This is a genomic window from Anabaena sp. CCY 9402-a, assembly GCF_963920945.1.
GTDB classification, from domain to species: Bacteria; Cyanobacteriota; Cyanobacteriia; order Cyanobacteriales; family Nostocaceae; genus Trichormus; species Trichormus minutissimus.
In genome coordinates, this window is sequence record NZ_CAWUDL010000013.1 from 58867 (window position 1) to 82944 (window position 24078).

General features: G+C 40.8%; 17 protein-coding genes and 1 CRISPR repeat array (1 of these 18 only partly in view). Of the genes, 11 read left to right on the plus strand and 6 right to left on the minus strand.

The genetic code is table 11. The features are described 5' to 3' along the window. A CRISPR array of direct repeats spans positions 1–1807; the repeat unit is 37 nt; unit sequence ATTGCAATTTCACTTAATCCCTATTAGGGATTGAAAC; it begins 830 nt to the left of the window's first position. 311 nt (positions 1808–2118) lie between these two features. The 4 genes from ACM0OR_RS06965 (at position 2119) to ACM0OR_RS06980 (ending at position 8049) form a co-directional block, all read left to right on the plus strand. Continuing rightward, positions 2119–3615 carry a dolichyl-phosphate-mannose--protein mannosyltransferase gene (locus ACM0OR_RS06965; protein ID WP_414575596.1) on the plus strand — a complete coding sequence of 499 codons (1497 nt, stop codon included), beginning with the start codon at positions 2119–2121 and terminating at the stop codon, positions 3613–3615. Positions 3616–4025: 410 nt separating this feature from the next. Continuing rightward, positions 4026–6323 carry an ATP-binding protein gene (locus ACM0OR_RS06970; RefSeq protein WP_414575597.1) on the plus strand — a complete coding sequence of 766 codons (2298 nt, stop codon included), beginning with the start codon at positions 4026–4028 and terminating at the stop codon, positions 6321–6323. Beyond that, positions 6277–6723, plus strand: coding sequence for a response regulator (locus ACM0OR_RS06975; RefSeq protein WP_414575599.1), 447 nt, complete (start codon positions 6277–6279; stop codon positions 6721–6723). The genes ACM0OR_RS06970 and ACM0OR_RS06975 overlap by 47 nt, the downstream gene beginning before the upstream one ends. A gap of 171 nt (positions 6724–6894) precedes the next feature. Further along, positions 6895–8049: an ATP-binding protein gene (locus tag ACM0OR_RS06980; protein WP_414575619.1), complete on the plus strand. Its 1155-nt coding sequence runs from the start codon at positions 6895–6897 to the stop codon at positions 8047–8049. 342 nt (positions 8050–8391) lie between these two features. Here ACM0OR_RS06980 and ACM0OR_RS06985 read toward each other — a convergent pair whose 3' ends face one another. Further along, positions 8392–9015: a class I SAM-dependent methyltransferase gene (locus tag ACM0OR_RS06985; protein ID WP_414575600.1), complete on the minus strand. Its 624-nt coding sequence runs from the start codon at positions 9013–9015 to the stop codon at positions 8392–8394. 93 nt (positions 9016–9108) lie between these two features. Here ACM0OR_RS06985 and hemH point away from each other — a divergent pair, with 93 nt between their 5' ends. Then, positions 9109–10275, plus strand: coding sequence for a ferrochelatase (gene hemH / locus ACM0OR_RS06990; RefSeq protein WP_414575601.1), 1167 nt, complete (start codon positions 9109–9111; stop codon positions 10273–10275). 178 nt (positions 10276–10453) lie between these two features. Then, entirely contained in the window at positions 10454–11041 is a 588-nt protein-coding gene (locus tag ACM0OR_RS06995) for a DUF2808 domain-containing protein (protein ID WP_414575602.1), read from the plus strand. On the opposite strand, the gene ACM0OR_RS07000 is transcribed toward ACM0OR_RS06995, so the two are convergent. The 5 genes from ACM0OR_RS07000 to ACM0OR_RS07020 all read right to left on the minus strand — a co-directional run bounded on the left by ACM0OR_RS07000 (position 11038) and on the right by ACM0OR_RS07020 (position 18478). Beyond that, positions 11038–11577 carry a DUF4126 domain-containing protein gene (locus ACM0OR_RS07000; protein WP_414575603.1) on the minus strand — a complete coding sequence of 180 codons (540 nt, stop codon included), beginning with the start codon at positions 11575–11577 and terminating at the stop codon, positions 11038–11040. The genes ACM0OR_RS06995 and ACM0OR_RS07000 overlap by 4 nt on opposite strands. A 284-nt stretch (positions 11578–11861) precedes the next feature. Continuing rightward, positions 11862–12419 carry a recombination mediator RecR gene (recR, locus tag ACM0OR_RS07005; RefSeq protein ID WP_414575604.1) on the minus strand — a complete coding sequence of 186 codons (558 nt, stop codon included), beginning with the start codon at positions 12417–12419 and terminating at the stop codon, positions 11862–11864. 202 nt (positions 12420–12621) lie between these two features. Further along, the gene (gene psbA, locus ACM0OR_RS07010) at positions 12622–13704 is read right to left on the minus strand and encodes a photosystem II q(b) protein (protein WP_414575407.1); all 1083 of its coding nucleotides are present in this window, start codon (positions 13702–13704) and stop codon (positions 12622–12624) included. A 231-nt stretch (positions 13705–13935) separates the two neighbouring features. Continuing rightward, a complete protein-coding gene (locus ACM0OR_RS07015) occupies positions 13936–15435 on the minus strand; it encodes an MBOAT family O-acyltransferase (RefSeq protein ID WP_414575605.1) in 1500 nt (499 codons plus the stop codon). A 49-nt stretch (positions 15436–15484) separates the two neighbouring features. Next, positions 15485–18478 carry a DUF1574 family protein gene (locus tag ACM0OR_RS07020; RefSeq protein WP_414575606.1) on the minus strand — a complete coding sequence of 998 codons (2994 nt, stop codon included), beginning with the start codon at positions 18476–18478 and terminating at the stop codon, positions 15485–15487. Between the two features lie 383 nt (positions 18479–18861). Between ACM0OR_RS07020 and ACM0OR_RS07025 the strand changes: the two genes are divergently transcribed. From ACM0OR_RS07025 to ACM0OR_RS07045, 5 genes are all read left to right on the plus strand, one after another. Beyond that, positions 18862–19101, plus strand: coding sequence for a hypothetical protein (locus tag ACM0OR_RS07025; RefSeq protein ID WP_414575607.1), 240 nt, complete (start codon positions 18862–18864; stop codon positions 19099–19101). 164 nt (positions 19102–19265) lie between these two features. Further along, entirely contained in the window at positions 19266–22343 is a 3078-nt protein-coding gene (gene ppc, locus ACM0OR_RS07030; RefSeq protein ID WP_414575608.1) for a phosphoenolpyruvate carboxylase, read from the plus strand. 111 nt (positions 22344–22454) lie between these two features. Next, on the plus strand, positions 22455–22709 hold the full coding sequence (locus ACM0OR_RS07035) for a hypothetical protein (RefSeq protein ID WP_190706969.1): 255 nt from the start codon (positions 22455–22457) through the stop codon (positions 22707–22709). A gap of 98 nt (positions 22710–22807) precedes the next feature. Continuing rightward, positions 22808–23428 carry a hypothetical protein gene (locus ACM0OR_RS07040; RefSeq protein WP_414575609.1) on the plus strand — a complete coding sequence of 207 codons (621 nt, stop codon included), beginning with the start codon at positions 22808–22810 and terminating at the stop codon, positions 23426–23428. 136 nt (positions 23429–23564) lie between these two features. Further along, positions 23565–23870 carry a DUF4090 family protein gene (locus ACM0OR_RS07045; RefSeq protein WP_414575610.1) on the plus strand — a complete coding sequence of 102 codons (306 nt, stop codon included), beginning with the start codon at positions 23565–23567 and terminating at the stop codon, positions 23868–23870. Positions 23871–24078 lie beyond the last annotated feature (208 nt).

The following is a 24078-nucleotide window of genomic DNA, read 5'->3' on the forward strand; positions in this document are numbered from 1 at the left end:
ATTGAAACACCAGAGGCTAGCAGAAATGATTTAGACGTATTGATTGCAATTTCACTTAATCCCTATTAGGGATTGAAACAGATGGCATTCTGAGCATTACAGCCCAACTACAGACAAACATTGCAATTTCACTTAATCCCTATTAGGGATTGAAACATATACTCTACTTGTATACTGAGTTATTCAACTCATTGCAATTTCACTTAATCCCTATTAGGGATTGAAACTTCGTACGTTACAAGTTTGCCACTTGCCGAAGGATTATTAATTGCAATTTCACTTAATCCCTATTAGGGATTGAAACAGAAGGCGATACAGCATGGAAACCGCCTTTGTATGAATTGCAATTTCACTTAATCCCTATTAGGGATTGAAACGCTTTCCCAGCAAGCAACTTTAACGATGGATGGATATTGCAATTTCACTTAATCCCTATTAGGGATTGAAACTTTCAGTATTTATCACAATACTTTTTTGCCATTCCAATTGCAATTTCACTTAATCCCTATTAGGGATTGAAACCGGCTTTTTGGATGGTGCGGATTATGGCCGCCTTCAATTGCAATTTCACTTAATCCCTATTAGGGATTGAAACATCAAAAAACTTCATACCCGTGAAGCCTATAGGATTGCAATTTCACTTAATCCCTATTAGGGATTGAAACAAGCAAGGCGTGAGACTGTAATTAAACAGCGCAATTGCAATTTCACTTAATCCCTATTAGGGATTGAAACGGGTTGTGGAGTTTACTAAAGTTGATGCTACAAGCATTGCAATTTCACTTAATCCCTATTAGGGATTGAAACATTTTAGATACGGAAACTACAGGCTTAGATGAAGATTGCAATTTCACTTAATCCCTATTAGGGATTGAAACCACAGTGCGATCGCTCGTTCGCACTGTTCCCACATTGCAATTTCACTTAATCCCTATTAGGGATTGAAACGATGAGTATATAGATAGGACTTACGGCATCGACATTGCAATTTCACTTAATCCCTATTAGGGATTGAAACCTCAGTTTCTAGCCTGTGGTACTCAGATTGTAGTTTTGAATTGCAATTTCACTTAATCCCTATTAGGGATTGAAACCCAACTCCTTTTTGTATTCACGGTATGCCCGACTCCAATTGCAATTTCACTTAATCCCTATTAGGGATTGAAACGCTTGAATTTGATTTAATACTGCTGCTTTTAATTATTGCAATTTCACTTAATCCCTATTAGGGATTGAAACGCCGAACTTCTTCTGATTGAATACCTTTAGAAGCCAATTGCAATTTCACTTAATCCCTATTAGGGATTGAAACGCGCCAATAATTTGGCTTGTGTAGTCTTACCATTGCAATTTCACTTAATCCCTATTAGGGATTGAAACTAACCAGTAACCCCTAACACCACACCTTAATACACATTGCAATTTCACTTAATCCCTATTAGGGATTGAAACAAATTAAAGCCCAACGCTAACTCGATCACATTATTATTGCAATTTCACTTAATCCCTATTAGGGATTGAAACAAAGATATTTTTCACCGATGAACATGGAATTAAAATTGCAATTTCACTTAATCCCTATTAGGGATTGAAACTTTGCCAGTAGTGTTGCACCAATATTACTGGCATTGCAATTTCACTTAATCCCTATTAGGGATTGAAACTATCTAAGGGATAACCAGATATTGCATATTTAATGATTGCAATTTCACTTAATCCCTATTAGGGATTGAAACATTGTTTGCGACTCCACCATTTAGGGTGATGAGAATTGCAATTTCACTTAATCCCTATTAGGGATTGATTTTCCATTAATCCGCGCAGGCGGACTTGGTTTATATAGCCGCGACTTCCAGTCGTTCGGGTTTAGTGCTTGCCTAAATGTATCAATATTCAAGTAAAAGGGTATAACTACCAGTGCAATCCGTTATGCTCAACGCTGATATTCAGTAGCGATCATTAACTGCACACACCAAAACATAAGAAAACCAACATGGTCACTATAAGTTATAGTTCGTAGTGGGTAGCTCATTGCGTATAGCAAGTATGATTAAGGACTAAAGTCCTTACTACAAACGTTAATAGAGCAACTCAAAAGTGACTAATAACTAATGAGTAATGACTAAGAATTGGTATCGAATTGGGTTGATGGGGATATTTCTGCTGTCTCTGACTCTACGTTTTTGGGGATTAGATAGATTTAATACGTTGGTATTTGATGAAGTTTATTATGCTAAGTTCGGTCATAACTATCTTACCCATACACCATTTTTTGATGGTCATCCACCTTTAGGTAAGTATATGATTGCCTTGGGAATGTGGCTTGGTAGTCATGTTCCTTTTTGGCAAGAACCAGTAAATGGACTGACAGGTTCTTTGCGATCGCCTTGGAGTTATCGCTGGATGAATGCTCTATCTGGCTCATTTATTCCTATTATTATCGCTAATATTGCTTATCAATTAAGTTACCGTCGCAGCTTTTCTTTACTAGCAGGTCTATTCACCGCTTTAGATGGTATATTAATTGTCGAATCTCGCTATGCTTTAATTAATATTTATATAGTTTTGTTTGCATTATCAGGACATTTGTTGTTTTTATTGGCATTAGCCAAGCAACAAAAACGTCAATTATATTTAGTGTTAGCAGGTATAGCTTTTGGTGCTTCCTGTGCTACAAAATGGAACGGGCTATTTTCTTTATTTGGTATCTATGTTATTTGGAGCTTCAGTTGGATATACCAATTACTTACGCATAGAAATCAAACCAAAGATATTATAAAAAATTTATTTACGTTTAATATAAATAATTCCTTTAACCAGCAGTCAATTAATCTTTCCCATCTTTTACCACTACAAAAGCTTACACAAATTAACTTTTGGCAATTTATCTTGTCTTTAGGTATTGTTCCCGTAGCTGTCTATAGTATCCTCTGGATTCCTCACCTGCAAATCAATCCTAAATATGGATTTATAGCAGTACACAAGGAAATTTTAGAATTTCACGAAAAACTGGGTGGTAATTCTCCTACAGTCCATCCCTACTGTGCTGCTTGGTACAAATGGCCTTTGCTGACTCGACCAATGGCTTATTATTATCAGACAACGCAAAGTATAACTGATCCTTTACCTGTATTGGGGCCTCCCTTACCTAGAGGTACAGGAAAAGTTATCTATGATGTTCATGCGATTGGCAATCCTTTTTTGTGGTGGTTTGCTTTCGCATCTATATTATTTCTACTGGGGATGCTATTAACGCCTATTGTGATTCCTGTCATCAAACAAAGACGCTTATCTTTACCTGAAAATATTTCTACTGACAGTTGGATAGCGTTATTTTTAGTCGTAAATTATGCTGTCAACTTACTACCTTGGGTAAAGGTAACAAGGTGTGTTTTTATCTATCATTACATGACATCTGTCGTATTTGCATTTTTAGCGATCGCCTGGTTTGTCGATCAATGTCTACACAGTTATCATCGATCACTCCGAGCTATAGGCATCTCTATTTCTTTCCTCATTATCGCCGCTTTTGTCTTCTGGATGCCGATTTATTTAGGTTTACCCCTCTCACCTGAAGGTTATAGATTGCGGATGTGGTTTAATTCTTGGATATAAGCCCAAAAGACACTTGTTGAGACGCGGTTAATCACAGCTACAAATAGTTTACATAGCTAAACATAATCTGCTTAATCAATCACTTAAGTTTTCATATTTCTTATCTCTGCATATCATTAGTGCCTGTTAGACTGTAAAACGCAGGCAGTCTAGAAATGAACTGCCGCCAACTTACTGAGGAGTTAAATATTTAGTAGCCTGAAAACGTTACTTAAAGTAACAATAGCAGGACTAAAGGGCAAATTAACCAAAAATAGATGTTAACAGTAGAGAATTTTATATTTTGATATTTCTCATGCAATCTATCTGACAATTGCTGATTCTTTAACTCTAGAAATATCAGAATAGTCAAAATTTGCCATTGACTATAATTTTGATGACCTCAGACAATCAAAGAGGATAGTTTAGTTATGACCATCAGCTTAGAAATAGCAGACATTAATGTCACAAGGTTAAAAGAAGCTCCAATTCATCTTTCTAGCCAAGTTCAACCTCATGGAGTGTTGCTCGTCTTAGAAGAACCTGACCTGAAAATATTGCAAGTTAGCAACAATACCTGGGATATTTTAGGTATTAATGCTGAATCTGTTTTACAGAAAAAACTAGAAGACTTACTCGATTCATTTCAAGTTGAGCGAATCAAAGCTGGATTATTAGAAGGTAATATCGAATTTATTAATCCGACAAAGCTTTGGATGCGGAAGAAAGGCGATGATTACGTAGTTTTTGATGCAGTCTTCCATCGCAATTCTGAAGGATTTTTGATTTTAGAGTTAGAACCTGCTATTTCTCAAGAAAATATTCCTTTTTTAAGCTTTTATCATCTAGCTAAAGCTTCTATTAATGAGTTAGAAAGAACGGCGAATCTGCGAGATTTCTGTCAGATAATTGTGCAAGAAGTCCGCAAAGTGACAGGTTTCGATCGGGTGATGTTATATAAATTCGATGATGATGGACATGGTTCTGTTGTCGCTGAGGAAAAAATCGCCACCTTAGAGCCATATTTAGGACTGCACTATCCAGAATCAGATATTCCTAAACCTGCGAGAAAATTATTTATTTCTAATTCTATTCGGCTGATCCCAGATTCTCAGGCTGAAGCTGTACAGATGTTACCAGTGAAAAATCCGGTAAGCGATCGCCCGCCTGATTTAACTAATTCTATCCTCAGAAGTGCCGCTTCCTGTCATTTGGATTACTTACACAATATGGGTGTAGGTGCTTCCTTAACTATTTCTTTGATTAAAGACCAAAAACTTTGGGGATTAATTGCTTGTCACCATCAGTCACCTAAATATGTTTCTTACGAATTACGCAAAGCCTGCGAATTTCTAGGACGAGTGATATTTGCAGAACTTTCAGCCAGAGAAGAAACTGAAGATTACGATTATCGAATGAATCTCACCCATATTCAATCATTGTTGGTTGAATATATGTCCCAAGAAGACAACTTTATTGATGGTTTAGTTAAACATCAGCCTAATCTTTTAGATTTAACTAGTGCCAAAGGTGCAGCTGTGTGTTGTGGTGACCAATTTACTTTAATTGGTGAGACTCCTAAAGAAGAAGACTTAGTTTTTTTGGTGCAGTGGCTGAAAAATAACGTCGAGTCAGAAATTTTCTCCACCGATTCACTACCACAAGTTTATCCAGATGCAGAAAGATTTAAAAACGTGGCTAGTGGGTTGTTAGCCATCCCCATTTCCCATCGTAATTATGTATTGTGGTTTAGACCGGAAGTGATTCAAACTGTAAATTGGGGTGGTGATCCTCACAATGCTTTTGAAGTCAGCCAGTCTGAGGGGAATGTGCGCCTCTGTCCCCGAAAATCCTTTGAACTTTGGAAAGAGACAGTCCGCCTCACCTCATTACCTTGGCGATATGTAGAAATTAAAGCCGCGCTAGAATTGAAAAAGGCAATTGTCAATATTGTCCTGCGCCAAGCCGATGAACTAGCACAGTTAGCGCAAGATTTAGAACGTTCCAACGCCGAACTGAAAAAGTTTGCCTACGTTGCTTCCCATGACTTGCAAGAACCGCTTAATCAAGTAGCGAATTACGTCCAATTATTGGAAATGCGCTATGAAGAAAAGCTAGATGCAGATGCGAAAGAGTTTATCAACTTCGCAGTTGAGGGAGTCAGCCTCATGCAAACATTAATTGATGATGTCCTAGCATACTCGAAGGTAGACACCCAAGCGATCGCTTTTCAACTTACGGATGTAGAAACCCCACTAGAACGAGCATTAGGCAATTTACGCCAACGCATTGTCGAAGCCAAGGCTACTGTCACCCATGACCCCTTACCCACAGTCATGGCTGGTAGCACCCAACTCATGCAGCTATTCCAAAACCTGATTGCTAACGCCATCAAATTCCGCAGCGACAAACCACCCCAAATCCACATCGGTGCAGAAAGATTAGACGATGAGTGGTTATTCTCAGTCAAGGATAACGGAATTGGGATTGATCCACAATTTAGCGATCGCATTTTTGTGATCTTCCAACGCCTGCATACACGAGACGAGTATCAAGGTACAGGTATGGGTCTAGCCATCTGTAAGAAAATTATCGAATGTCATCGGGGACGCATTTGGGTAGAGTCACAACTTGGTGAGGGTGCGACCTTCTACTTTACAATTCCAGTTGGAGGCCGAGAGCGTGAGCGTAGAAACGGAAGAAAAACTCAAAACAATATTTTTAGTTGAGGATAACAAAGCCGATATTCGTCTCATCCAAGAAGCGTTCAAAAATAGCTCAATTCCACACCAAGTGGTTACAGTCCGGGATGGTATGGACGCCATGGCCTATCTTCGCCGAGAAGGTGAATATACTGATGCGCTACGTCCAGACCTCATCCTGTTAGATTTGAACCTACCTAGAAAAGACGGTCGAGAAGTATTGGCAGAAATTAAAGCTGACCCCTTACTCAAACGCATTCCGGTAGTAGTGCTGACAACTTCGAGAAACGAAGATGATATTTTTCACAGCTATGAACTGCACGTAAACTGCTACATCACCAAATCTCGCAACCTTAGTCAACTGTTCCAAATTGTCAAAGGAATTGAGGAGTTTTGGCTATCTACAGTTACGCTACCACCGGATTAGGGAAGTGGGGGGGAAACAAGGTAGATTTCCCTAACTGTTCTCAATCCCCACCCACCACTCAGCACTCATTACTCAAAACTCAAAACTCAAAACTCAAAACTCAAAACTCATTACTCAGCACTCAGCACTCATTACTCACAACTCATTCCCAGGAGGTGAACCCAGAAGATGATAGTTGGACATTCAGTAAAAATTCTCTTAATTGAGGACAACATAGCAGAAGCGAGGTTATTACAAGAATATTTGCACCAAGCTGAATCCAAACAATTTCTTCTGGTTCATGTGAAGCGATTGCGGGAAGCACTCAGCGAACTTAGTCATACTAGTTATGATGTGATTTTACTAGACCTTACTCTGCCTGACAGTCAAGGTCTATCATCTCTGTCTTTGTTGATAAAGCAAGACCCTAGTGTACCAATTGTTGTTCTAACTAATACTAATGACGAAGATTTAGCAATTGAAGCTGTGCGACAAGGAGCGCAAGATTATCTAGTCAAGCGACAGGTAAATGTTCATGTTTTGGTGCGGGCTTTATGTTACGCAATTGAGCGCAAGCAAGCCTTGGAGACCTTACGAATCCTCAATAAATCTCTAGAAAATCGTGTTGAGGAACGCACGGCTGAACTGGTAAAAGCTCAAGAAATTAACCAGTTTAAAGCCGAGTTTGTCTCTATGCTTTCCCATGACATTCGGAATCCCTTAAATACTATTCTTTTAGCTGCTGGATTGTTACAAAATCATGAAGAAAAATTAAGCCAAGAAAAAAAACACTCTCACTTACAAATGATTCGTTCAGCAATCAAAAATATGGCACAGCTATTAGATGAAGTGTCATTAATAGGTAAAGCCGATTCTGGTAAACTCCAGTGTGACCTGATTGCTATGGATTTAGAAGCGTTCTGTCGTCAAATAGTAGAAGAAGCGCAGTTATCTATTAAAGATAAGCATCTCACAGTGATTTTTAACTGTCATCAAAAATTAGAACCAGTATTATTAGATGAAAGCTTACTGCACCACATTTTGGGTAATTTGCTTGGTAATGCTATTAAGTATTCACTACCCGGTGGTATAGTTAATTTTGAATTATTTGGTCAAGAACACGCGGTAATTTTTAAAATTCAAGACTGGGGTATTGGCATTTCCCCACAAGACCAAAAGCATTTGTTTCAGCCTTTCCATCGAGGAGAGAATGTTGGCGGAATTGCTGGTACTGGTTTGGGTCTATCAATTGTCAAAAAATGTGTTGATGCTCACCAAGGAGAAATTTTAGTTAATAGTGAAGTAGGCGTTGGAACAACTGTTTCCGTCATATTGCCTAGGGAATAGGAGAAAGGTGACAGGGGATAATGTTTTTAGTATTGAAATAACGCGATGTGCAACTTATTTTTGAAACCCCTCTCCATAGCTTGCTTCTCTTACGTTCCCTGCGGGACGCTGCGCGAACGCGTAGCGTGTCGTAGACAGAACAGACGCTACCGCGAACCCGCAGGGTACCTCTCCCCTACAAGGAGAGAGGCTTTAAATCTTTCTCCCCTTCCCTGTCTTTGCTACGCAACGCTAACGCGAACGACACGCTGCGCGAATGTAGGGAAGGGGTTGGGGGTTAGGTTTGAGAGAAAGTTGCACACGGCGTGAAATACCAATTCCCAATTCCCCATGCCCAATTAATTATTTTTTTGCATGAATTACTTGCAAACTACCACCCGCATACAAAGTTGGTTGACTTACACTAAATCCCATTTCAATTAACAACCCAGTTAAATCAGTTTTTAATAATTTCCAGGCTGTTTCTGTCTCAAACAACCAAAAAAATAACGTTAAACCTGGCCAGAAGATGGGATTAGTCGGTGGATGAAAATCAACAATAGTAAATACTCCTCCTGGCTTCAACACTCGATAAACTTCTTGAATAATTTCCCGCAATTGTGCAGGCTGCATTTCATGTAGAGCCGCGCTGGTATGGACTACATCAAATTGAGCCTCTGTAAAAGGTATTTTTTCCGCAAAAGCTTCTACATAAGCTGCTTCAGGTACATTCTGCCTAGCTCTTTGTAAAGATAACGGTGAAGCATCTAGTCCTGTTACATTTTGTGAACATTTAACTAAAAATTGCGTCGCTTGACCACTACCACAACATAAATCTAAAACATGAGTATCTGATTGAATTGTTAACCCTTGCAGAGCCAATTGCCGAAAACGAGCTTCACCACCCACGCTGAGGGCTGCTAAACGCGATATTCCATCATATAGCCATTGATAGCGATAACTTAAATCTCTTAAAATTGTTGCCATTGCATCTTTACTCACTATTAAGCTTTATATTTAATAAAGATATATTGTTAACATTAGTAAAAAATCTGAAAAAGTCGGGGGAAATTAACTGCTATGGGTCGTGTAGGCGTATTATTACTCAATCTCGGTGGACCTGATAAATTAGAGGATGTCGGGCCGTTCTTATATAACCTCTTTTCTGATCCAGAAATCATACGCTTACCATTCCGTTGGTTACAAAAACCCCTGGCTTGGTACATCGCTTCAAGACGCACGAGCATATCGCAAGAGAACTATAAGCAAATTGGTGGTGGCTCGCCCTTACGGCGGATTACAGAAGCCCAGGGAGAAGCTCTACAAGAACAGTTAGGTGATTTGGGACAGGAAGCCAAAATATATGTAGGAATGCGTTATTGGCATCCTTACACAGAAGAAGCGATCGCACTTCTCACCCAAGACAATCTTGATAACTTGGTGATTCTACCCCTCTATCCCCAATTTTCTATCAGTACCAGTGGTTCTAGCTTCCGGCTTCTAGATAGACTTTGGCAAGAAGACCCCAAACTCCAACGGATTGAATACACCGTCATTCCGTCTTGGCATAAACAACCAGGCTACTTGCAATCAATGGCGGAACTGATTAGCCAAGAAATTGGCCAGTTTGCTAATCCTGATGAAGTTCACATCTTCTTTAGCGCACATGGTGTTCCCAAAAGCTATGTCGAAGAAGCAGGCGACCCCTATCAGCAAGAAATTGAGGAATGTACAGCCCTCATTATGCAGACCCTCAATCGTCCCAATCCTCACACCCTAGCTTACCAAAGCCGTGTCGGCCCGGTAGAGTGGCTGCAACCCTATACGGAAGATGCTCTTAAAGAACTAGGTGCAAAGGGCGTTAAAGACTTAGTTGTCGTACCCATCAGTTTCGTCTCGGAACATATTGAGACACTACAAGAAATTGATATTGAGTATCGGGAAGTTGCGGAAGAAGCAGGAATCCACAACTTCCGTCGCGTACCCGCACCTAATACCCATCCAGTCTTTATTAGAGCTTTGGCAGACTTGGTAATTGATGCACTGCAAAAACCCAGTCTTAAGCTTTCCCAAGTCACTCAGATGAAGAAGCGGGTGAAAATGTATCCTCCAGAGAGCTGGGAATGGGGTATGACCACCAGTGCAGAAGTGTGGAATGGTCGGATTGCGATGCTAGGCTTTATTGCCTTGATTATTGAGTTGGTTACAGGTCAGGGTTTACTACATATGATCGGACTGTTGCAGTAAAAACTTATACAGGTAAAGTATTTTTTTCACTCTTAACTTCCCTCTCTTGGGAGGTTTTTGTTTTTATATGTAGGATTTTAATATTTCTGGGCTTCCCATTGCAGGCAGATGTAATCAGATACCAATTGCAGGAATATCGTCAGTAAAGCGTTAATTTTCTGTTTATTGGCGGTGAGCAATGAAAAAATTGATTTGGTTTTCTACCGTAAGTTTAGCGATCGCCACAACTAGTTTACCAGCGATCGCTCAGACCCAACAAATACAACCCAGACAGCAATACCAACCCGGACAAACAATCCAACCCGGACAAACAATCCAACCCGGACAGCAATACCAACCCGGACAGCAATACCAACCCGGACAACAATACCAACCCGGACAACCAATGTCCTATGACCGCACCGCACCGCGAATTAGTAGGACGAGCGGTTTTCGTGATACTCATTACATTAGTGTGTATACCGGAGAGCAGCCTTTATCCTATGTAGTAGTTCGTCCTTCAGAACTTGTTAGCATTAACAACGACAACATTAGTATCACAGATCAATCTGGTCAAAACATCGATGCCAACATTTCTACAGAAGGCGACAGAATCAGGATTAATTTTGCTCAACCAATAACTCCTGGTAGCACTCTACAAATCGCTTTCAGGAATTTGGCAATGGATACCCCCAATCGCAACTTCTATCTATATGAGCTTGCTGGAGGACATACAGGTTATCGACGAGAAATACCTTATGGTTTCGCCCAAATTCAAGTATTTTAACGGCTTTTGTGATACCAGTCATACCACTCTTTAGCACTGCGCACGGCAAACCACAGGAGGATTAAAGCAATTAATCCTCCTTGCCACGGAGCATCAAACGCAAACAGCACTAAAGCTATACATAAAACGTCCTGTAGAAACACTGCCCACAACGGCAACCCACGTAAGCGATAGAACCAACCCACCTGTACCAGTTGCAATACTAAAGCCAATGAACCCCCAATCACAGCTATTAACCAGTGTGGCGTTGCTGTCGCTGAAGCTACTGCTAACCCCATAATTGCCCCCACCAGGGGAGATAACAATAAATGTATTATTTGTAAAATTCGTTGTCCCCAAAGTTTTTTGGAAACAAATAATTCAAAAAATGAACAACTAATTAGACAGGTTAATAAAACCCCAGGGGAAACATGAGAGAAAATTGGCACTTGTAACCAAAAATCACTACCCTGTAACAGCATAATAATTAATAAAGGTATGCCTATTCTTATTCCTGCTGCGGCAGAAGCAGAAAGTGCGGCTAGAATTTCAATCATCAGGGTACTCGAATAGCGAATAAATAATAAATGAAGTCTTCGCTTTGTTATTGAGACTACCCATTACCGAGAAAAATCACAGCAACAACTTTACAGTCGTTAAAAATAAAATATATTTTGTTTTTCAAGATTTCACATATTGCACAAATCTAGAACCCCAGTTTCTCCAAGAAACGGGGTTCTGTATGCGTCTACTAAGCATTTTGGGTAACGCATAATTCAATTCGCCCGATGACCAGCTATTGTTAACTACTAGCTAGAGAATAGAGAAAATAGTTTTGGTTTTAATCTAACTCCCTCCGTCCTTCTAAAGCTCTTGCTAGCGTCAATTCGTCAGCATATTCCAAATCGCCACCTACAGGCAAACCAAAGGCAATCCGCGTCACTTTAGTAAATGGCTTAAGTAGCTGGCCTAGATACAGAGTCGTAGTTTCCCCTTCTACACTAGGACTAATCGCCATAATTACTTCTTGGGGTTTTTGCTGACTTACACGCCTTACCAAAGCTTGGACAGTCAACTGTTCTGGGCCAATACCATCTATGGGAGAAATCACTCCTCCTAAAACGTGATACTTACCTTTGTATTCACGGGTTTTTTCCAGTGCAATCACATCACGCGAATCTGCTACTACACAGATAGTCTGATTATCGCGGTTGGGATTACGACAGATTTCACAAACAGCTTCAGATGATAAATGGAAGCAGACAGAACATAAACCTACTTGTTTTTTGGCATCGATCAGAGCTTGCGCCAAAGCCTCTACTTCAGATTCTGGACGTTTTAAAATATGCAAAGCCAGTCGCTGGGCAGATTTGGGGCCAACTCCTGGAAGGCGTTGCAACTGTTCAATTAACCGTGCTAAAGGACGTGCGTAAACCGTAGTCTTATCTCCCGTATGTTCTCACCTTAACTATGATGACATCTTTCTTGTACTCTTCTCTTTCCGGGACAACGTCAATTGCACTGCGCTGGGCGTTTTTTCATTGCATGAAAAAACGCCCCCTGTTTCCAGGAGGCGTTTTTTATTCAACTAAGCTTGAAGATTAACCGTTGATAGCAGGTGCGCTGATAGCAACAGGAGCAACTTCACCAGCAGCCAAGTCTAAGGGGAAGTTGTGAGCGTTACGCTCGTGCATTACTTCCATACCCAGGTTAGCGCGGTTGATTACATCAGCCCAGGTTGCAATGACGCGACCTTGGGAATCAATGATCGATTGGTTGAAGTTGAAACCGTTCAAGTTGAACGCCATTGTGCTGATACCCAAGGCGGTGAACCAGATGCCTACTACTGGCCATGCAGCCAAGAAGAAGTGCAAGGAACGGCTGTTGTTGAATGATGCGTATTGGAAAATCAAGCGACCGAAGTAACCGTGTGCTGCAACAATGTTGTAGGTTTCTTCTTCTTGTCCGAATTTGTAACCGTAGTTTTGTGATTCGGTTTCGGTGGTTTCACGCACCAAGGAGGAAGTTACCAATGAACCGTGCATTGCGGAGAACAATGAACCGCCGAATACACCCGCCACACCTAACATATGGAAGGGGTGCATCAAGATGTTGTGTTCTGCTTGGAACACGATCATGAAGTTGAATGTGCCGGAGATACCTAAGGGCATACCATCAGAGAATGAACCTTGTCCGATGGGGTATACCAAGAAGACTGCGGTTGCTGCTGCTACTGGTGCAGAGAATGCTAGGCAAATCCAAGGACGCATTCCTAAGCGGTAGGATAATTCCCATTCCCGTCCTAGGTAGCAGAATACACCAGTCAAGAAGTGGAAGATTACCAATTGGTAAGGACCACCGTTGTACAACCACTCATCTAAGGAAGCTGCTTCCCAGATTGGGTAGAAGTGCAAACCAATCGCGTTGGAGGAAGGTACAACTGCACCAGAGATGATGTTGTTTCCGTAAATCAATGAACCTGCTACTGGTTCACGGATACCATCGATATCTACTGGAGGTGCTGCGATGAAGGCAATGATGAAGCAGGTGGTTGCGGCTAGCAAGGTGGGGATCATCAATACGCCGAACCAACCGATATAAATCCGGTTTTCGGTGCTGGTGATCCACTCGCAGAACCGTTCCCATACATTCGCGCTTTGACGCTGTTGTAAGGTTGTGGTCATTTTTTTATGATTGCTTTGGTTTTTATTTAATGAGGCGTGTAAAATTTCGCCTGCTCATAAACTTTACATCTATTTACGTTATTTTATTGATTGAATTTCTTATGTATTAGTTAATAAATAATTAATTTTACTTATATAAGAGGCTGGTTAAGGTATTCTTTGTGTCTCTGTGTTTGAAGGGGATTTTTTAACCACCGAGACACGGAGGCACGGAAAAGATATGTAAGGGAATTAGAAATCGAAGTAGATGTAAGGAAGACTGCCTTCAGGGGCGAGCAACCAAACAGCATAGAAGCAAAGTGGTACAAATACTAGTTTGAGCGGCCAACTCAGATCGAGTTTGAGTTTACCTTTGAAGGCATAATTTATGCTCATGAAAGCGGCTAACAAGCCCATCATCCGGGCAATTTGGTAGGGGCTGGTGTTGAGGGCTTCGATATAAACCTTTTGATAAAATTGGGCATCAGCAGTATGACCCCACAGGTGCTGAAATACCCAAGTCGATTGTTGGGGGTTAGGTAGACGAAACCAAATCCAAGAGGTGAAGACCATCAGTTGGGTTAAAAGCCAAGCTATGAGTACGCCTAGAGGATTTTGCCAGAATTGTTCTAGTTTTTCATAGCGATCGCTCATTTCATCTGTCAGTCGATGCACTACTAAGGCTAAACCGTGATAAATACCCCAAATGATAAAGCCCCATAATGAACCGTGCCAAATCCCAGCAATTAGCATGACAATAAATAAGTTCCCACAGGTGCGAGTTAAACCTTGACGAGAACCACCCAAGGGAAAATAAACATAATTACGCAGCCAGTCACCCAGAGTTATGTGCCAACGTCGCCAAAATTCCGCAATACTGGTGCTGAAATAGGGAAAATCAAAGTTTTCTGGGAGTGTCAACCCAAAGAGCAAAGCACTACCACGGGCAATATCTACATACCCACTGAAATCTAAATACAATTGCAACCCATAGGCTATGGTAGCTAGCCATAAATCATTACTACCAGCCCGTTGCAGATTACCAAAACATAAATCAACAAAAATGCCTAGATTGTCTGCTAAGATACCCTTTTTTACAGCACCTCTAGCAATCAACCATAGAGCTTGTGCTACTTTATCAGTACCAGGGAATTCCAGAGAGCTAAATTGATTTGCTAAGTTATGATAGCGGGTAATTGGCCCAGAAATTAATTTAGCAAAAAACAATTTGTATGTTGCAAATTTGAGAAATTGATTACTAGCAGGCGCACCACGATACACATCTACTAAATAAGCAATGCACTCAAAGGTAAAAAACGATATTCCCAAAGGTGCGATGATTTTAAAAGGTGTATCTGATGCACTAATTGGCGCATCAAAAATTAATTTTACCAACCAAGTTATATATTTAAATCCTAATAATATTGAGACATTTAAACCTATTCCCAGCCATAATAACTTTAGTCTGCGGCGATTCCAATCCATGTGGGCAAATTGCCATTCTTCATTAGAAATCTGCCAATCTAGACTATGTTGTCCCGGTGACGTATTTTTCCCAATTTCTCGCCCTAACTGAAAGTTAATAAAGGTTAGTGCTAATAGGAGGGGTAAATATTGGACATTTAAAGATGCGTAGAAAAAAAGGCTTGCAATCAATAAAGTCCATAGGCGCAATTTTGGAATTTCCAAAGACCAATAAATAACCAATACACTCAGCAAAAACAGTCCATAAAGAATAGATATAAAGTTCATATTTTAGTTATTATTCATTAGTTTCTCTTCCCTGTCACCTGTCACCTGTCTACTTCACTGGCCAAGGAATCATCGGATCAATGGCTAGTTTTTTCGAGACTTCGTAACCACCAAACCGATTAAGGTGGCTGGGATCGGAAAAGTATTCATTGGCCTTTGGCCAAACTTGACTTAAATCTCTATAAATAAAGTTGGGATTAGTCGCTAATTGCAACATATATATTTGAAATTCTTGTTCATGTTGGCGGCGAAATTGATCTAAATATTCGGAGGTGAGAGGGAGATTAATAAAGACTAAAGGAATATTTCGAGATTGTGTAAATTGCAAAACATCTTGGAAAGCTGCATCTTGTTCTGCTCCTAGTTGGAAGTCTTTATAATCATTATCGTATTTTCCGGCAACTTTAGGATGTTTTTGATAGTATCTATTAGGATTAAACCTTACAGACAAGGGTAGGAAACCATCAAAGTCAACTGCTTGTGTCAAAGTACTTTCATCTTCAGCATTATCGGTGTTTAATTGAGTGGGTGATGAAGGTTTTGCAGATTCACTAAATATTGGCAGAGATTCCAGTTGTTTGTGGAATAAAGTTTGAATTTGGTCGCGGTGTTGATAGCTAGTGGAAACACCACCAAGAACCTGATTTAACCACTTATTAATAACTTGATAGTTGTTTATCTCCTGTTGGGGTGTTGTTTTAGTATCTTTAGAGGAATTAGCTTGATTTTTTGAGACTTCATCGCTGTCACCAGATATTTGTGCCTGTTTTAGCACATATTCATAACCTGGAGAAGTGGCGATCGCTTTAAATGTTAAGTCATCACGACCACTATTAAAAGCACGAGAACCATCAGCCCACAAAATTAATTTTGGTAGTTCCGATGGCTGTAACACCTGGCGAATCACAAAGTCTACAACTTGTGAGGTTGCACCGTTAATGCCAAAATTAAATACGTCAACATTGGGATAACCTTGACGGGTTAAGGCTTTTGACAACGCAACTGGATCAATTCCCCGCAACGCACGAGAAGAACCAATAATTAAGACATCGGCAGGTTTGCCGTTTTTGGCAATGCGTTGTCTGTATAAGGCTAATTGCTCATCTAATTGCCTAATATTAAAGCTGGGCATGGAAGACCGCGCTGCCAATAAAATAGCTGTGGCGTTGGCTTTATCTTTTAAAGGTGCGGCTCTTAAATCTCTGGGTTGATCGTCTTTTTGAGTAAACCCAGACCCATTAAAGGCTGTATTTTGTGGCTGAGAATTAGTAGTAAAAAATGCTGTCCTTTCGTTTTGATTGTCTCTGGCACTTGCAGATGATTTTGGCTCAGAGGATGATGATGAAATATTTTGAACTTCTGGTGAACTTGGTATGGTGCGAGTCACGATGTAACCCAAGACCCAATCAGTTTGCAGGGTGAGCAATAAACCTAAAGTACCCCAGACTAAGGCAACTTTCACACCTTGAGCATCAGGAATTTGGCTAGCTGACTGATCGCTTTCTGTAAATAACTGAGTATTCAAAAGCCATTGTTTGACTTTGGTAGTTGCAGTTTCTACCCAATCCCGCGCGACTTCGGTGACGAAACTCTGAACTTCTTCTGTCGTTAAGTCAGGACGCAAAATGGGTTCGTCGTCGTCTTGGGTAATTAATTCACTGACATAATCAGCAGTAGCAGCAAATTCTGGGGTAGCCTCTGGAACTAATCGTTGACGCTGGGCTAAATCTACACCATGATGCCAAAAAGGTTCTTTATTACCGGCGCGTCTACCATAAACACGCACTCCAGCAATCCCAGGAATTTTTAATTGGCGAATGAACTGGGTAACTCTGGGGGCTACTTGTTTACGGCTGGGACAAATAGGTGCATCACACATGATGTGAAACAAATCATCTTTCCGCAGCAGCAGCACCCGCAAACCACCTGTTTTTAACTTGCGATCCAAATTTGGATTAAGTAACCTTTCTAGCAAGAAAATAATTGCAGGTTCATCACCTTCAACTGCTAATTCTAAAGCTGGGGTAGCCAAAGCCGGATATTCTTTAGCTGGTAAAGTCAGCCAATCAATCCAGTCGGGTTGCTTATCTTCATTGGTTTTCTGTCCGTAAACCGTGGCGGCGAGGATACCTTGAGGCGCGATCGCATCTAATTGCTGTGATATTTTTTCTATACATACTGCTTTCTCTGGTGTAGAGGAGTTAGCAAGCGGTAAACAAAAGATATGTAAGGTAGATTCTTGTAGAGAAACCTGGACAGTAACTTTTAATTCTGATAATACTGCTGTTAACAGCCGAGCGATCGCCTGCACATCACCCCACCGCGCCCATTCTTTGAGCATTACTTCCGGCGGTGTTAAATCAATTCGCAACCGCCAATCATGCTTTGTTTCACCACTAATTTGGGAAACAATCACTGCATCTTTGTAGCCAGTTAGCTTTAATTGCCGCAATTGATGGGCTACTGGTTCGGCTAGTATTGAAGGATCGGGATTATAGCTTGACTGGCAAAATATCCACAGACGATTAGATACAGCTTGACTATCATCGCTAGCTTCGATCTGCTTAACTTTTACCTGTACCGCCACACCCATAGCACTCAGAGTTTCGCTGAGATAGCGGGCTATGGCGTTGGGATCTCCCCGCCGTGCCAAACTTTCATTAGAAATAATTAACGCGCCCCCAGGGGCTTTAGCCGCATCTTCTAACAGGGCTTTTTCTACCTGTTCTAGATGACGTTCTAGTTGATTTAAGTAAACTTTGTGACACCACTGGGGACGATATTCCCCCTTCTTTCGCCCGTAGACGAATACTTGGTATATTGATGGTTGTTCGTGGCTGGTTAAGACATCTAAATCTGTTTGCTGGAGTGCATGAAGCAAATCAGATAGAGTCCGCCAGCGTTGAGGACACTCTGAACCTTCACACAAAATATGAAGGTCATTTCCCCGTAATCGGACTTTCACCCCTAAAGTGTTAATCCCTGTTGCTTGGCTTACCCACTGCAATAAGGATTGCTGGCTATCTAATACTAATGTTTTCATGGGAAGTTAACTCTGAAGGAACACAGGGGACAGGTGATAGGGGACAGGTGACAGGTGACAGGTCTACACGTAGTATCATTTACCCGATGGGAAGCAAGCTATGGTCGGGGTTTAAATCAGCGACTCTTCGCGTAGAGTGTCGTAGGCAAAATGTCTTGGATTTTAAATTTTGAATTTTGAATTTTGAATTGTTAACAGGGGGTATTGCCTGGACTTGTAAACTAGAACCATAGGTCTATCACATTTTGGAGTTTTTTGTTAACACTTTTGTTACCATCTGAGCTTGCCAAGTGAGACAGAATAGTCTTATAAGGTTGCAAGTCATACAGATTTTGTGTTTTGCGTTTTATTTTACTCGTTGGCCAATCACTAAGAACAAAGCAATGCCTCCTATTACCCAACAGTCCACAAATGAATCAGGATTGGATTTGGTTCTGTTTAGCATTCCCCAATCTCTCCTCTTACAAATAGGTTCAGCGTCTATACTAATGCTGCTTACCACCGGGAAAATGTCAATAAAAGCCCTAGAATCTATAGGGCAAGCCAGTGAAGAATTATTTCGGGGCGATCGCCTGCCTATTCTTCCCTTCCCCGATGCAACAGAATTAGATAATCACAGTTAAAAAATATACTTACCAAAAACTGCTCAATCGGATGTCAACAAAATCATGACTCAAAACCAGCAAAAAGCTCTCTAGATAAGATTTTTGACTTTTGACTTTTGACTTTTGACTTCCGCGTAGCGGCACACCGTTAAACAGCAATCGGCTTTACGAGAGAAGCAAATATGAGTTCTGTTTTATACTCTTTATCTGAATCTACCAATCTATACCCCACCTCAGAATTGTTTTTGCGTCATCGCCTCCAAATAGTGGAAGAATTGTGGGAGTCCGTACTCCGACAAGAATGTGGGCAAAATATGGTGGATCTGTTGCGGCAGTTGCGTGACTTATGTTCACCAGAAGGACAAGCGACAAAAGACCAAGCCATTTCTGCTGTCAAGTTGATTGAACAGTTAAATATTAACGAAGCAATTCGGGCAGCGCGGGGTTTTGCTTTGTATTTTCAGCTGATTAACATCATAGAGCAGGAATACGAACAACGGCAGCAATTAACTCGCTATTCTGAAGCCGAACAAGAACTAGCCCATCAAGAAAATTCTCACAATATTAACTATTCCTCTAACCAAAATGAAGATGATGTCATTTTCAATGGTTCAGGCGGAATGGACTGGCTAACTAAAAATGGTTCTTCCAGAGAACAAAACAGACAAAAAGGTACATTCGCCGCCCTGTTTCCCCTATTACACAAGTTAAATGTTCCACCCCAACAGATTCAACGCCTAATTTCCCATTTGGATGTACGGTTGGTATTTACAGCCCACCCGACAGAAATTGTCCGCCACACCATTCGGGATAAACAACGGCAAGTCGTCAAATTACTACAACAACTGGATGCGGTAGAAAACCGGAAGAGTAACGGCGGTGGCTATCCTTGGGAAGCTGGAGAAATCCGCGAAAAATTAATGGAAGAAATTCGCCTCTGGTGGCGAACTGATGAACTGCACCAGTTTAAACCGACGGTGTTAGATGAGGTAGATTATGCCTTGCACTACTTCCAAGAAGTCTTATTTGATGGTATCCCCCAACTGTATAAACGCTTCAAATACGCTTTGGGGAAAACATTTCCTTGGTTAGAACCACCCAGTACAGATTTTTGTTCCTTTGGTTCTTGGGTAGGTTCAGATAGGGATGGAAATCCATCTGTCACCCCGGAAGTTACCTGGCAAACAGCCTGCTATCAGCGCAAAATGGTGCTGGAGAGATATATCAAGTCAGTCACACAATTGATTGAATTACTGAGTATCTCCATGCACTGGAGCGATGTTTTACCAGATTTGCTGGAATCGTTGGAGTTAGATCAATCCCAATTAAGTGAAGTTTACGACGCATTGGCTTTAAGATATCGCCAAGAACCCTATCGTCTCAAACTATCTTATGTTCTGAAGCGGCTGGAAAATACCCGCGATCGCAATTTATCTTTGTACAAGGGCGAAACTCCTACCAACGAAGATAGCCCCATGTACCGTTCCGGGGCAGAGTTTTTGACAGAACTGCGGATGATTCAGCGCAACTTGACAGAAACTGGCTTAAGCTGTCGAGAACTAGATAATCTCATCTGTCAAGTCGAAATTTTTGACTTTAACCTCACCCAGCTAGACATCCGCCAAGAATCTTCCAGACATTCCGATGCTTTAAACGAGATTCTGGAATACCTGCAACTTTTACCCCAATCTTACAATGACCTCTCAGAAGAACAGCGCGTTGAGTGGTTAACCAGTGAACTGCAAACCCGCCGCCCATTAATCTCATCAGAATTACCATTTTCTGACAAGACTAATGATGTCATTAAAACCTTTAGGGTAGTGCGATCGCTACAGCAAGAGTTTGGGATTAGTATCTGCAAAACTTACATTATCAGTATGTGTCGTCAAGTCAGCGACGTACTGGAAGTTTTGCTGTTAGCCAAAGAAGCCAGATTATTTGACCCCGCGATCGCCGTCGGCACAATTCAAGTTGTACCATTATTTGAAACAGTCGAAGACTTACAACGCTCTTGCAGCGTCATGCGGCAATTGTTTGAACTGCCCTTATATCGCGCCTTATTAGCTGGTGGGTATGAAAGTGCTGAGTTAAAATTAACGAGTGCTGAGTCAACAAACAACTCACAACTTAGCACTCAGCACTCCCTACTCACCCTCGACTTACAAGAAGTCATGTTGGGGTATTCTGACAGCAACAAAGATTCTGGCTTCTTAAGTAGTAACTGGGAAATTCACAAAGCCCAAAAATCCTTGCAGAAAATCGCCGAAGCATACGGTTTACATCTGCGAATTTTCCACGGGCGTGGCGGTTCAGTAGGAAGGGGAGGCGGCCCAGCCCATGAAGCGATTTTGGCGCAACCAGGGCATAGTATCAATGGACGCATCAAGATTACTGAACAAGGGGAAGTATTGGCTTCCAAATACTCCTTGCTGGACTTGGCTTTATACAACCTCGAAACCATTACTACAGCAGTAATTCAAGCCAGCCTACTACGTACAGGGTTTGATGATATCGAACCTTGGAATGAAATAATGGAAGAATTGGCGGCGCGATCGCGGCAGCATTATCGTGGTTTAATCTACGAACAGCCAGATTTTATTGACTTCTTCCACCAAGTCACCCCCATTGAAGAAATCAGCCAGCTACAGATTAGTTCCCGTCCCGCACGCCGTCCCTCTGGTAAAAAAGATTTAAGCAGTCTCCGCGCCATCCCTTGGGTATTTAGCTGGACACAAACCCGCGTTTTGCTCCCTTCTTGGTACGGCGTAGGTACAGCTTTACAAGAATTTTTAGGTGCAGAACCAGAAGAACACCTGAAATTACTCCGCTACTTTTACGTTAAGTGGCCGTTCTTCAAAATGGTCATTTCCAAAGCCGAAATGACGCTAGCAAAAGTAGATATGCAAATGGCGCATCACTACGTCCAGGAGTTATCTAACCCTGAAGACAAACCCCGATTTGAGAAGGTGTTTGAGCAAATCGCCAGTGAATTCTATCTCACTAGGGATTTAGTTCTTCAAATCACTGATCATAGTCGGTTGTTAGATGGTGATCCTGTACTGCAACGTTCTGTACAATTACGTAACGGAACAATTGTTCCCCTTGGTTTTATCCAAGTCTCTCTCCTCAAACGCCTGCGCCAGTCAAAAAATATTGCCACCTCTGGCGTAATTCATTCACGTTACAGCAAAGGCGAGTTACTCAGAGGCGCACTATTAACCATTAACGGTATCGCTGCGGGAATGAGAAATACAGGTTGAAAAGTTATTAGTGCTGAGTTGGGAGTTGGGAGTTGGGAGTGCTGAGTTTTATAAACAGTCAATAGTCAAAAGCCATTACTGTTGACTATTGACGCTAATGACTAATAACTAATGACTAAAAATCCAATTTTAATTTGTACCTTTTTAGCACTAACATCAGGATTTTTCGGCAGTTATGTTGGCGGACAAATCGCTTTGATGTTCCATAGCCAAAAGTGTCAAAATCAGTCTTGGGGATTACAACAAATATGCCAAGTTTGGATAACACCCGGCGCAACATGGAAAGGTAGTACAACCGGCATTTGGACAGGGACAATATTAGGTGCTTTTACTGGTGGTTTGATAATACGAGAAAATCGTTATTAGTCGATAGCTATCTATTAATGATTAGTTAAATTCATGTAGCCAAAATTACATAGGTGTTAGCCTGCTCGCAGAGTATTACAAATTAGGAATTATTCCTCATGGCATATAGTGATTTCATGTTAGCTACAATGAAAGAAAAATTTACACTTATCATTGATGGAAAGCGCAATCTTTTTAAAGAAGTAGTTCCTGTCAAAGCCTCAGTCACTTTAACAACACTTTTACACGAATATATTCAATTGGCAACGGCTATAAATACAGAAAAAGCCCGTTCGGAATTATTAATTATGCAAGTTCTAGCAGAAGCTAGACGACAATTAAGCTGCCAAATTGCTCTATTCTCTGGAACAGATTTTGATGTCGATCACAAGCGTGGATTAAATGGAATTTGTAATTTCATTCTTTGTGATTCAGAAGAACAGTTTTATATTAAAGCTCCTGTAGTTACAGTTGTTGTAGCCAAAAATGAAGACATTAAAAGTGGTTTAGGACAATGTATCGCCACAATGGTGGGAGCGCAAGTTTTTAATCAAAATACACAACAAGAAGTCAATGAAATATACGGGGTTATTACTACTGGAACTAACTGGCGTTTTTTAATTTTAGAAAATCATCAACTATATATTGATATTGTTGAATACTACATTAATGATATTGAAAAAATTCTAGGAATTTTGTTAAAACCTTTTCAATCTACTTTGCTATACACGAATCAATAACTAGGGTGTTATGACTCCTTCATTATTGTACAGAAACAATATGATTACCTAATACCCAGTCCCCAATCCTTAATCCCCTATCCCCAAGATCAGCATGACTGGTAAGATACACCTAGAACTTTAAGAAAAAACTACCATGACTGCTGACACTAACCAAGTAAATGCTACTACTAAGGGTGCTGATGCTATTGATGAAGCGATCGCCAAAGGTATCGATTTTGATGGTACACCCATTCCAGTTGCAAAGTTAGACCTTTACACCAAAGTCATGGCATTAGAAGCCAACAGACAACGCAGTGGTGTATCTAATACTATGCGATCGCGCATCATCCGCATTGGAGCAAAACATATTCCCCAACCAGAACTCGATCAATTACTCATAGAAGCAGGCTTTGCACCCCTAAAAGAGAAAGACATTGCCTTTTTCTACGGCGGTAAGTAATTTTGAGCGTAGGCGTAGCCTACGCTCATTTCTACGAGTGATCGCATTGCTAAGTAGGCACAAAAAATTAGCTTCATTAGTCAAGAGGAAGAGCAAGTAATCTATTTCTTTTAGTGGATGAATAAAATATTATAAAGATATACAGCAAAAGAAAATATAGGACTTATTAACAACATTTTACCAGGATGATATAACTTAATAAAATTTT